This window comes from Ruminiclostridium sufflavum DSM 19573, assembly GCF_003208175.1.
GTDB classification, from domain to species: domain Bacteria; phylum Bacillota; class Clostridia; order Acetivibrionales; family DSM-1351; genus Ruminiclostridium; species Ruminiclostridium sufflavum.
This window is the reverse complement of sequence record NZ_QKMR01000008.1, coordinates 152,441-165,855: the sequence shown is the minus strand read 5'-3', so window position 1 is coordinate 165,855 and position 13,415 is coordinate 152,441. Positions and strand designations below refer to the sequence as shown.

General features: G+C 37.8%; 6 protein-coding genes. All 6 read left to right on the top strand.

The window, feature by feature from the left end; all coding sequences use genetic code 11:
* Positions 1–18: 18 nt before the first annotated feature.
* The 6 genes from LY28_RS08690 to LY28_RS08665 are packed head-to-tail and all read left to right on the top strand — an operon-like array spanning position 19 to position 13,384.
* Entirely contained in the window at positions 19–6,951 is a 6,933-nt protein-coding gene (locus tag LY28_RS08690; RefSeq protein WP_110461787.1) for a non-ribosomal peptide synthetase, read from the top strand.
* Position 6,952: 1 nt separating this feature from the next.
* On the top strand, positions 6,953–8,218 hold the full coding sequence (locus LY28_RS08685) for an MFS transporter (protein WP_110461786.1): 1,266 nt from the start codon (positions 6,953–6,955) through the stop codon (positions 8,216–8,218).
* Between the two features lie 11 nt (positions 8,219–8,229).
* Complete coding sequence (locus LY28_RS08680) at positions 8,230–8,940, top strand: thioesterase II family protein (RefSeq protein ID WP_165835533.1); 711 nt, start codon at positions 8,230–8,232, stop codon at positions 8,938–8,940.
* Positions 8,940–11,450 (top strand): ABC transporter permease, encoded by a 2,511-nt coding sequence (locus LY28_RS08675; protein ID WP_110461784.1) that lies wholly within the window; start codon positions 8,940–8,942, stop codon positions 11,448–11,450. Before LY28_RS08680 ends, LY28_RS08675 begins: the two co-directional genes overlap by 1 nt.
* Positions 11,451–11,469: 19 nt before the next feature.
* The gene (locus LY28_RS08670) at positions 11,470–12,168 is read left to right on the top strand and encodes an ABC transporter ATP-binding protein (RefSeq protein ID WP_110461783.1); all 699 of its coding nucleotides are present in this window, start codon (positions 11,470–11,472) and stop codon (positions 12,166–12,168) included.
* 1 nt (position 12,169) lies between these two features.
* Positions 12,170–13,384: an ACP S-malonyltransferase gene (locus tag LY28_RS08665; protein ID WP_165835532.1), complete on the top strand. Its 1,215-nt coding sequence runs from the start codon at positions 12,170–12,172 to the stop codon at positions 13,382–13,384.
* The last annotated feature ends 31 nt before the right edge of the window (positions 13,385–13,415 follow it).

The window sequence follows — 13,415 nt, the reverse complement described above, 5'->3', positions numbered from 1 at the left end:
TGGATATGAGGTATTCATATGAAAGAGATGATGAAGTATCTGCTTGAAGGTGCTAAGGTGGGAACCATTGATAAGAAAATGGCAGCCAAAATAGTCATGGCTTTAAGTAAAAAGGAAAGAGAAAATGAAGAATTTGCAATCGTTGGAATGGACGGTGAATTCGCATTAAGTAAAAATCTGTCAGAGTACAGGCTGGTATTGCAAAATGGAATAGATTGTGTTGGAGATTTCCCAAAAAGAAGACAAGAGTATGCAAAAAATTATTTGAAATATTCAGGAATGGGTTCCGAGGTGGAATTTGTACGAGGAGGCTTTTTGAATAGTGTTGATAACTTTGATTACGGCTTCTTCGGAATCTCCCCAGCGGAGGCACGGCTTATGGATCCGAACCAAAGAAGGTTCTTACAGGCAGCTAGGAATTGTCTGGAGGATGCCGGATACGGTGCAGGACAGTTGAATGGAAGTAATGTTGGTGTATTTGTGGGATATGACAACTCAACGGTAAATGAGTACAGAAAGTTGGTATCTGATGTAGAACAAGAGTCACAAGCATTAGCAATGGTAGGTAATATAATACCTGTCATTGCTAGCAGGCTCTCCTATATTATGGATTACCATGGACCATCTTCTATATTCGATACCAGTTGCTCTTCTACAGCTGTGGCACTTTATTTTGCATGTCTTTCAATTGAAAGCGGTGAATGTAGTTCTGCAATTGTGGGAAGTTCAAGAATCTGTATGATTCCTGCAATGATGGGAACCAAACTTGGTGTAGAGGCAAGTAATTGGAAGGCAAAAGCATTCGATGATTCAGCAGATGGAACTGGGGTTGGAGAAGGTGTAGGCGCTATTTACGTGAAGAGGCTGAAAGATGCTTTAAGAGATAAGGATGATATCTATTGCATTATTAAGAGTGTTTCTGCAAATTGCGATGGTGATTCAACAGGAATCACAGCACCGAATCCTACCGCACAGGCACAGTTAATTGTAAATAATTTAAAGAAAGCAAAAGTAGAGGCAGAGTCCATTACATATATTGAGGCACATGGTACAGGAACCAAGCTCGGTGATCCGATTGAAATAGAAGGAATCCAGAGAGCCTTTGGCACTCAGACCAATAAAAAGCAGTTCTGTGCGATTGGTTCTTCAAAGACAAATTTAGGGCATCTAGACCATGCGTCTGGTATTGCCTCTATAATTAAATGTGCATTGTCTCTCAAATATAAGGAACTTTATCCATCGTTGCACTATAAGGTTCCAAATAGATTAATAGATTTTACCGATACGCCTGTTTACATAAATACAGAGTACCGTGAGTGGGTGAGCAGTGCACCAAGAAGATGTGCCATTAACTCCTTTGGTTTAAGTGGAACCAATATAAATATTATTCTGGAAGAGGCTCCAGTTCGCAAAGAAGCAGACAGGGCAGAGATACATCAGTTGCTGCCACTGACATTATCAGCAAAGAGCAGAAATTCTTTTAAAGAGCGCATCAACCAGATGATTGAATTCTTAGAAAATACCGAGGAACGGTATGATGATATCTGTTTTACAGCAGCGCAAAATGAAGGCTGTTACCGTTATAAATGTGTTGTAAATGTTTCCTCTCGAGTTGAAGCACTTGATGTGTTATCAAATTTAAAGGAAAATGCTTATCTGACTCAAGAGGAGAGATGTATCAGTAATCTGGATGCCGAGGAAGTTTTACTCAAACAGTGGATTGATAAGATTGAGGATGAAACTTTGAAGAAGTATGAAGCAGGGATTTTTGGCAGAGAGAAAAAAGATTTCCCATTTGCTGAAGATTGCCACAGAATACATCTTCCTGCTTATCCCTTTGAAAAACAGAGTTGTCTTGTTAAAATACCTAAAGTCAGTGAAAGTTATGGTAGGAATGCAGCAGCGTCTAGGACGAAGGAAACTGCACCAAGAAGAAAATACGATGTCATTGGTGATACGCAAGCTTTTGATGCAGATGTTCTACAGGATATGGCGTGGGTATGGTGTAGGGTGTTAGGAGTAGAATCAGTCAAACTAACAGATAATTTCTATGAGCTTGGAGGAGATTCAATCTTTGCCATGAGGCTTGCAGCAGAAGTAAAAGTGGCTCTAAATGTTGAGCTTCCTTTAAAGGATGTTATGTTACAACAGACCTTTGAAGGAATTACAGCTTGCGTAAATGAGAAAAAGAAAAATGAAGTGAAGTCTTCAGGCATGGTGATCACGAAACATGACAATGTCTCTGAGTATGAGATGACAAGTTCACAGAAACAGCTATATGCAATCCAGATAGTGAATCCTTCTTCCGTAGCCTATAACATGTTTAATGCGGTTGAGGTTAAGGGACCGTTTGAAGAAGAAAGATTTGTGGAATGTATAAACCGGCTTGTAGAGCAGCAGGAAAGTTTAAGAACTTCATTTGTTGAAGAAGATGGAAAATTTATTGCGAGGATTAGAAAGAACATCAAGATTTTACCAAGTCATTTTACAAGCGATAATATCGAATCTTGTGCTAGAGAGTTTATACGACCATTTGATTTAGCTAAGGATAGCTTAATCCGCATTGGATTTGTGAAACGTGAAGAGAACAATACGATTATTATGCTTGACACCCATCATATAATATGTGATGGAATGTCAACTGCTATCCTAACTCACCAATTATGCCAGTTATATTTGCGACAGCCTATAGAACCATTTACTTTACAGTATAGCGATTATGCTATTGCGGTAAATGAATACGAGAAGACGCAGGAATACAAGAATAAAAAAGAAAAATTAGTCCAAAAATTAAATAATCTTGAGGTTTTAAAAATTCCAACAGATTATGAGAGAACCGCGGAGCACAGTTTTGAAGGAAGAAAAGCAAGCATTGATTTAACGGCTACTGAGTCAGAGAAAGTTCGTGAATTTACGAAACAACATGGTCTCACAGGGTTCCATTATTTCCTTTCCATGTTCAAGGCTCTTCTATGGAGATACAGCGGTCAGGAGGATATTGTGATAGGTACGCCTGTATCTGGCAGAAATGACGTGAATCTAGCCAACAGTATTGGATTGTTCATTAATACGGTTGTGATTAGAAATCATATAAATAGAGAACTAAGCTGCCTTGATTTCGTGAATGAGGTAAAGAAGTCAGCGATGGAGGCTTATGATAACCAGTGCATCAGCTTTACCAGATTAGTGGAATGGCTGGGAGTACATAATGATGCTTCTCACAATCCAGTCTTTGATATTATGTTTTCCATGCAGAATTTTGAACGTGGAATGTTAACAGCAGACGGCATTGAAGTATCTAATTATCCTATTGAAAATAAAGTCTCAAAACTGGATATTACTTTAAACATCAGTGAGCATGACGGCGTTTTTAATCTGGAAATGGAATATGCGTTATCCTTATTTACAGAGAAGACAATCAATAGGATGCTTGAAAATTATAAAGCATTCCTTATGCAGTGTCTAGACACTCCGGATATGTTGCTTAAGACGCTTTCTTTCTCAGAGGAAGAGCAAGTAACGTTAGCACAGTTTGAGCGGAGTATAACAGAATATGATGCTGCAGACACTATTAAAGCCTGCATAGAAAGACGTGCGGCACAGCAGCCAGAAAAAGTGTCAGTTGTGTTTGATGGTAAGAAGATGACCTATTCAGAACTGAACACGAAAGCTAATTATGTTGCAGCGCTGATTAAGGAGCAAGGCTTAAAGGCGGGCGAGAGCCGGGTAGCAGTCATATGCAGGCGCTCACCTGAGATGATGATTGCACTATTGGCAGCAGTGAAAGCAGGAATTACATATTTACCATTAGATCCAAGTTATCCAATGGACAGGTTGCGTTACATACTAGAAGACAGTGATACAAAATGTGTGGTTCATTTTGGAGTCGGTAAGATATGGGAATCTGACGATGTAGTCAGTATTAATCTTGGCGAGATTGATTGGAAAAGTGCAGAGGCTAAGAACCTGCCGGATGACTTTGCATCCAGTGTGCCAATGTACATGATTTATACCTCTGGTTCCACAGGACTTCCAAAGGGAGTTTCGGTGACACAGAGGAATGTAAGGAACTTTATCGTAGGAATGAACCAGGCAGTTCCGTTTAAGGAGAACCAGAGATTACTAAGTGTTACCACGGTGGGATTTGATATCTTTGTGTTAGAAAGTTTCCTGTCACTGGCAAACGGAATGGAGGTTGTCATAGCATCCGAGGACAAGATAAATGATGTTGATGCGTTATGTCTGGAAATCATCGAACACAAGATTGATATCTTGCAGACAACCCCCTCTCGTATTCGTGCAATGATGATTTCCATGTATTTTGAACGTGCAATAAGACAGTTAAATTACATCTTAATTGGAGGTGAACCATTTCCGAAAGATTTCTTGTCTAAGTTACGGCCGTACGATGTGAGGGTATTTAACGTATATGGGCCAACTGAAACTACAGTATGGTCAACAGTTGGGGAATTGACTGGAAGCGATAAAGTCCATGTGGGTCGTCCTTGTGCCAACACAATATGTGTGATTGTGGATTCTGAGAAGAATAGGATACCAATTGGCTGTATCGGAGAACTTGCAATTGGTGGAGACGGTGTTTCTAATGGCTACGACAACAGAGATGAACTAAACCAAGAGAAATTCGTGGATTTAGATAGAGATGGAAGTCGTTACTTTATGACTGGTGATCTAGCAGCTTGGAATTCGGATGGTAATTTGATCATCACAGGAAGAAATGACAGAATGGTAAAACTTAATGGCTATCGAATTGAGTTAGATGAAATTCAAAGTGTCATTGCTTCGATGAATCAGGTGAAAGAAGCAGCCGTATTTATCGTACAGGAAAACTATTTGACAGCTTGCTGCAGCTTAAAGTCTCTGGTTACTGAGAAAGAAATCATAGACAGGATGCGTGCAAAACTTCCAAATTACATGATTCCAAATAAGCTTTTAATTCTGGAAGAATTGCCGCATACACCGAATGGCAAGCTGGATATTAACCAGCTTAAGAAAATGGTGAAGACAGCACCAGTGAAAGAGGCTTATGAGAAGGCGGAACCTAAGACACAGAAGCAGGAAGAGATTCTGGCTCTGTGGAAGAAGCTTTTAAATCTTCAAGACATGGGGATTGATAATAACCTGTTTGAAATGGGTGCTAACTCATTGAAAGTTATAGAATTTTTGTCTCTAATGAAACGACAGGGCTATGATATCGTCATCAATGATGTGTTTTCCAACCCAACGGTGCGTGAGTTAGAAGAGTATATTGTAAATAGAAAACAGAGAGCCCTTATTAAAGACAAAGCATCTGTGGAGGCAGAGATATTAAAAGAACAGGGCATTGAGCTAAAAATCCGAAAAGCAGAATTTGAGCAGAATTATGTGCTGTATTTTGTTTGCGATCTAGACGAAGCTAAAAAGGAAAGAATTAAAAAGTTTGTGAATGAGAAAGTCGACGCCTCTCTTTATGTAACACATTTTGCGGATATGGGGAATTATGATGCCAGGACAGAGGACGATGCAGGTATTATAAGTTTAGTTGGATTAAAAAATGAGTGTACTACAGATGTTGTGAAGAGTCTGAATGAACAGTGCACGGAGTTTGAAGAAACAATACTGAGTGCGGAGGTAGAGAAGGAATACCGAATGGCTGCAATTCAGAATTACTTCTTGGATAGCGAGAGATATTCCGGAACTATGATTTCGTTTAGAAATATATTAAATCTTGATGTATTTAATGAGGCAATTACGGTGTTCTTAAATGAACAGGGGCTTTTCAGGGCTGATATCGTGAAGAAAGGAAATACACTTTATTGGAGACAGAGGGATGAAGTAGCGGATGTGAAGATTCCATATGCTGATTTGGCAGGCTATACAAGAGAGGTTCAATTTGCTCTGGTGGATCGAATCTGTAAAGAGATTTACTTTAAGGAATACGCACAGCTCAGAGAACTTTTTAGTTCAGAGGCAGAACAGAAGGAATTCTATGGTTTGTTATACAGAATGCTTCTCATCAAGGCTTCTGAGGATGAGTATTATCTGATTCTTCCTGTAAATCATGCAATCTTCGATGCTATGAGTGGTGAGGTTGTAAAGCGGAGACTATTGGAAATATACCTTACTCTGTCAGAAGATAAAACAGTGCAATATAAGCAACAGCTTTCTTATGCTGATTTTGTTGACCAGATAAGAATGGGGCCTGTAAATGCTACACAAGATGAACTCCTGGAGCTCTTTGAAATGCAGGATTATCAGGAAGCCCTTAGCGAATTAGAGACTGCCATTGCAGCATATCCAAGGGGCAATAGTACCTACATCCGTTTTGAGATGGAAGAAGAGGTCGAACAGGATAATGATAATGCATGGAGCAGGGCATTTGAAGTGCTTCGCCTGTTTGTGAGAGATTACCTTGGAATACACAGGATACCATTTATGATTTACTACTATGGAAGAAAGTATCTAGGCAGGGAGTATTTTGATACTATTGGTGAATTCATCGATATGATTCCGATGACGGCATCAACGAGTGAATCCTCCATTGCAATTCAGGAGAAAACGCAGAATGTTATAGGGCTTAGCGAGAAGCACAACGTAAATTTCTCAGCATTATCCATGTATCAGACAAAGAAGCATATGGAACTGCTTGAGAAGGTGGTAGATGAAATTAATCGGAAGACCTCTATTGTATTTAACTTTCAGGGCAAGTTGGAAGAAAATGATATGAGTGTGTTTGAAAGCTTCTTATATAAGCGACTAATGTACGAGTTAAATATGGAAGAGGCGAAAAACATTCATGTTATGACGAGATACAGTAACCATAAGCTCCAGTTGGATATTAATCTTCCTTTTGAAGTGGGGGATAATAGCCTTAAGGATTTCTTCCTGGGAATGAAGCTTAATATTATAAATTACGAACAAAAAACGGTGGAACAGAACAGGAGGGATAAGTAATATGAATGAGATGAAACAGATACAAAATGTAAAGCGGAATTTACTATTGCTATTCTGTGGAAGGTTTGTCAGTGATTTTGGAACTGCATTATTCAAATTCTCATTAAGCCTTTATGTATTAGATGTTACAGGTTCAGCTGCATTATATTCTCTGATACTTACTTTGACAATTCTGCCTGGAATCTTTATCAGTATTTTAGCAGGAACCTTAATAGACAAGTACGATAAGAAGAAGATTATTTTCATTGCAGATTTATTAAGTTCAGTAAGTGCAGGAATTTTATTTATCTTTATTGAATGCATATCAGATAACTTATTTGTATTTGGATTAGGAGTTGTGTTAGTGAGCTTTATTCAGACATTTTTAAATTTGGGCATTAACTCAGGCGTGGCAAATATGGTACCGGCAGATATGGTACCAAAGGCAAATGCCTACTTTCAGGCAATGGGAGCAATCCTCACAATACTAGGGCCGGTAATCGGTGCAGTATGTTATGGGGCTTTCGGAATCAAAATGGTCTTATTGATTGATGCAGTTACCTATGGAATCGGAGCAGCTACTACCTTGTTAATAGAATTTATGTATAACAAGTCTGGAGAGGAAACTGAATTTAATATAAAAGAGGGAGTCAAATACATCTTTAGCTATGTGAAGAAATATAGTGCAGTCAAAATGCTTATGATTATGTTATTTGCACTTACATTTGTTTATTATCCATTAACAAATGTAGCACTGCAGAACATTATGCGTCTGAATGTAAAAGCAACAGAATTTCAGTTGTCTTATGCAGTCGCTGCAGTGGGAGTAGGTGTTATTATTGGTGCACTTGCCTCTTCTATGCAGAAGCTTGAGAAAGCATTAAGCCAGTTGCCAAGAAAACTGTTTGCATTATCCTTCTTGGTTCTATTGTGGAGTATACCGATTCTTATTTACTTAAGAAACGCGTTAAGCAGTCAGAGAAATACAATTATCACAGTTGTATTCATTATTATTCTGGTGTGTATGGGGTTTGTATATACAAGAATCGTGATTCCGGCATACTCTTACATGCAGATGTATGTCGATGAAAATGTAAGAGGAAGGGTCTTTGGACTTGCAACATCCGCATTAAATATTGCTGCACCATTAGGTCTTGTTATCTACGGATTTCTTCTGGAGCTAAACATTGAACTTATCGTAATTGCTCTATCTGCATTTATCCTCTTTGTATTTGCAATAAAGATGTTCGCAAGAATAAGAGAGCAGGGATTGTTTAAAGAGCAGTAATGGGGGGAATCATGAAAATAATTTGTCTGCATTACGCCGGAGGAAACGGCTACTTCTATTATCAATGGAAGAATTGGCTACCCGGCTGTGATATAGTGCCTCTGGATCTGCCAGGGCACGGACGCAGGATACAAGAAAACTTACTGTATGATTTTAAGGACGCTTTAGAATACCTATTTAATGAGGTCGTGAAAGCAGTAGAAGAGAATGAACCATATGTGATTTTTGGTCACAGTATGGGAGGACTTTTTGTTTTGTACATTTTAGATAGGCTTGAAATGGATGGCAAGACAATGCCGCAAGGTGTTATCTTATCTGGGGCATCGGTCCCTGTAGATGAGCCAGACCATAAAAGGATCAGTGAGATGAATGATGATGAGTTTTTACAGATGATACTTGATAGCGGAGGGACAAACATAGAACTTATAAAGAGTCTGGAATTCAAGAACTGCTTCTTTCCAATTATCAAGGCTGATTATATCATGTTAGATAAGAAGCACCCTTTGCAGAGAAATCGTAAGTTTCAAGTGAAAGCTGCTATTTTTAACGGATTGGCTGATACAAGTGCCATAAGAGATGAGAAACGGTTAAAAGAATACTTCAATGAGGAAGTAACAGTGCATCACTTTGAGGGTGGTCATTTCTACTTTGAATCGAAGAAGCAACTTATCTGCAATAGTATTAGAAATTTCGTTGAAAATGTGTTGGGTGGAGGATATTAGTGAGACTGATATTAAAATATTTAATCAATAATTTAAGATTAAAGAAATTTAGAACAGGATTAATTGTCGTTTTTTTAATACTATGTAGTTTCTTGATTATTATAAACTTAGGGGTCAATGACTACTACGAGAAAGCGTATGCAGAGAATATTGCGTATGAGAAGGGCAAGGTTGATCTGATTATCACACCGTCTGATTCTGACAAGTTATTTAAAGAAGGCGGTGTAAAGTTATCACAGAGCCAAGTTGATAATTACCTTGAGGTGTTCACTGGATTGGGTAAAGTCCAGTCAGATGAGGATGATATCAAAGTGAACCTAGTAGGTTGTGACTTGTATACGCTATTCCAGAATGGAATGATTCATGGAATTGAAGTAGACGAAGATGTCAAAGGCTATATTGTTATATCAGAAAATACAAGAGATTTATTAAACAAGGCTGTTGGTGATGTATTGTCTGTTAGCGTAATGGGGAAACCACGTAAGCTCAAGATAACAGATATTGCAAAAAAAAGCGGTGTATTCTCCAGCGATAGCAGTAATATCATTACCGTTGTTATGGATTTAAGCAAGGTTCAGAAATACTACGGTTTAAATAACAAGGTATCTAGTGTATATGTCAGTTTGAAAGAGAACGCAGATATCGATGAGACTGTTGCGGCTATCAAGAGGGATAATACAAAAGGCGGTAAGACAACGGTAAGCATTAATGAAAGTTATGACATTGATTCATATAACCAGAAAAAAAGTGCAACCTCATTAGCACTTATGGCTGCCATGATTATCATGCTGTTTATCAGCATTTACCTGATTTCCTTCATTTCCAAGATTATCTATATGGAAAGAATGCAGGTGATGGGAACATTTCAAAGCGTTGGAGCCACACCGTTTAAGACAGCGTTAATATTCATTAGTGAAAATGTATGTTATGGAGTTCTGGGTTGGATTGGTGGAATGCTAATGTCTATATTTGCCTGCCCATATGTATTTGAAATGTTAAATACTTTCCAGACTAACAGTGAGATTGACAGCACGATAAATCCTGCTTATTATGTGGTTGCCTTGGTCTGTAGTGTTGTCATTATGCTTTTGTGCAGTCTTGGCTCTGTTTTCCGTATGAACAGAAAAACCGTGAAAGAGTTATTATTTACAAATAGCAAAGAGGAAAATGGACTTGGTTTAAAAGGCATTATTGTTGGAATTGTGTTTGCAGTGGCGGCGGCAGCACTTTATATCTGCAACCAGAACTATAACCTGCTCCTTGGCACAGGCTGCTTTATACTAACAGTGGTCAGCAGTATCATTTTGTGTAAGCTTATTACCAGCTTATTGACAAAATTATATGATGTCAGTTTAGGAAGAATATTTGGAGGGGCATATCGTTTTGGTGTAGATAATATTAGACGTGATAAAATGCTTGGAAGTAGTGTGACTTTGATTACGATTGTAGTGTCAATGCTGTTATGTATTATCATGGTTATTTTTGGTGTAAGGAGTTCCATGAAAACGATGATAGACTGCAATGATTTTGATATTTCCTGTACTAACCTGACATCAGAGTTAAGAGATTATAAAGATATTGAAGATATAGATGGAGTGGAAGAAACGTATTTTGATTATCTTTCATTTACCGATGCTTATATAGACGAGAATAAGACAGCTTCCGTTTCTATTATTAGCGTTGATGACGAAGAAAAATTTTACCACTTCCGTTCCCAAAGCATAAAATATCCCAGAGAAAAGGCGCAAATATTATCAGAGGGAAGATATGCTTTAATAGATTCTTTCTGGGCAGATAAAAATAGTGTCAAGATTGGTGATACAATAAAATTTAATGATAAAGAATCTGGCAAAGTCATTGATCAGGAATACGAGGTAATTGATTTCATTAATTCATCAGGATTTGTCACAACAAGAGATGCTATTATGATCGGACAGAAGTATTTTGATTTGGATCTGGATGTGGAACCTTACCAGTACCTGATTAAGATATCAAGGGGCTATGATGCAGACACTGTGGCAAGGGATGTTTCAAATGAATTAATCAAAACATCAACTGTTGTAAAGACAATCAGTGAAGTTGTGGAGGATAGTATGTCAGGTGTCAATTCTCTGATTCTAATTCTCTATATTATAATTGGCATATCCGTTCTGCTTATTATCTTCGGAGTCATTAACAATATAACCGTCAGCTTTTTATCCCGAAAGAGAGAACTGGCAGTCTTATATTCCACGGCAATGAGTCGTAGACAGCTGATTACGATGTTTTATGGTGAAATTATCACGATGTATGTTGTCATTATCTTCTATGCAGGTGCGTTAAGTTTTCTGTACCAGTATATAATGCCGAAAATATTATGGAGTGCAGGACTGGCATTTAACATGCAGTATCCGGTTTTTGCGATTATCATAACATCAATAGCATTATTTATCGTGTTAAATATTTTAGTTTTGATACCGGTCGTAAACTTATTCAAAATGAATACTGTTGAGGTATTGAAATATGAATAGACATAAAGGGGGGATAGCTATGAGTAATAATATTGTATTGGAGACAAAGAAAGTAACCAAGGAATTTTCCAATTCGGATGTGAAAAATCAGATATTAAAGGGCATCGACCTTCAAGTTGAGAAGGGAGAGTTTATGTCCGTAATGGGGCCTTCTGGTTGTGGTAAGAGTACATTTTTATATCTGCTTGGGGGATTAGATAAGCCAACAGATGGACAGGTTATGCTGTTTGATCAAGATATAAACAAATTATCAGAGAGAAAAAGAAGTAAGCTTCGCTGTTCAAAGATTGGCTTTGTTTTTCAGTTCTACAATCTTGTACAGGGATTAAGTGTAGCGGAAAATATTATGCTTCCTCTTGTTATGGCTGGAGTTAAGGCTGAGAAAAAGAAGAAGGAGCTAAATGATATTTTAGAAGTAATCGGAATGACAGATAAATACAAATGCAAACCAAGCCAACTTTCGGGTGGACAGCAGCAGAGGGTTGCAATCGCCAGGGCTCTGATTACACAGCCTGATTTAATTCTGGCAGATGAACCCATTGGTAATTTGGATAGTGTATCCGGAGAAACTGTCATGAAGTTATTAAGGGATATAAACCAGCAATACAAAACAACGATTGTACAGGTAACGCATTCAGCTGGTTCGGCACAGTATGGTACTAGTATTATCAGAATGAAGGATGGTAAGATTCTTACTTCGGAAAAGGTGGAGAAATAGAGTGGAAAATAATTTATATAATGCTTTATTTACAGGGCAGGGTTCCCAATTTGCCGATATGTTTGATCCATTTATAGATATGGGTCAAAGCAGAGAAATTTTGGAGAGGGCATCTGAGGTTCTTGGGTATGACATATTGAAAGTGTCCCATGATGAGGAAAAAATATTTAAGACACATTACAGCCAGCCATTAAATTATGTGTATGAATATATGCTGTTTCAAATGCTTAAGGAAGAAACCAGCTACAAGCCAAATGTAGTTGTTGGACACAGTATGGGTGAGTTTGCTGCATTAGCTTGCATGGGAGCAGTTGATTTTGATACAGGTCTTAATCTTATAAAATTACGTGGAGAATTGATGACACACGTAAATGCTGAGTTTCTAATGGTATCCGTTATTGGGATATCTTCAGTGGAAGTGGAGATGTTAGTAGAAAGCTATAATGCTGCAAAAGAAAGGGATGTAAACATAAGCAATTACAATGGAAGCAGCCAGACTATTGTAACAATTCAAAAAGATGATTTCGAAAATTTTGAGAATTACGTTACTATGTTATATGACAATGCGATTGTGAAAAAATTAAAACTACCTTATCCCTTTCACACTAAACATATGAAAAAGTATTCGGTAAAATTAGCAGAATATATGGACAAGCTTGTTTTACACAAAATGGTTGTTCCAATGATATCTAATGTAACAGGTAGACCATGTAAAGATATTTACTTAAAAAAATATCTGGTGGAGCAGATGTATATGCCTATACATTTTAGTGATTGTATGAACTATGCGTATCTGACTGGTGTGAATAACTGGGTGGAATTTGGACCAGGAAGTGTCCTTGGAAAGATTGTAAAGAGGGAATATCCTGATGCTCAGGTGTTTTCGGCAAATAAGGAAGTCGGCAGGGCAGACAGTGACTTTAAGAATAAAAAGGTTGAGAAGGAAACAGACAGTCTGAAAAAGCAAATTGAACATTATCTATATTATATTACAACATATGCAGATAAAGAGGGCTGTACAGAATATCAAGATATTACGAAGAATTATAATTTATTAAGAAAGCTTTATTTATCTCAAGACATAGCTTCGGCTGGAAAAAAAGATGCCAAGCAGGAAGAATATGTGCGCCGGCTATTCATGGATACGATGAAGTTAAAAGGCTACAAAGTCCAGACACTTGATAGCATGGATTATCTTAACATTAAATTTGGCTAGGTAATATTAGATTGCTGCGAAGGAGGGAATA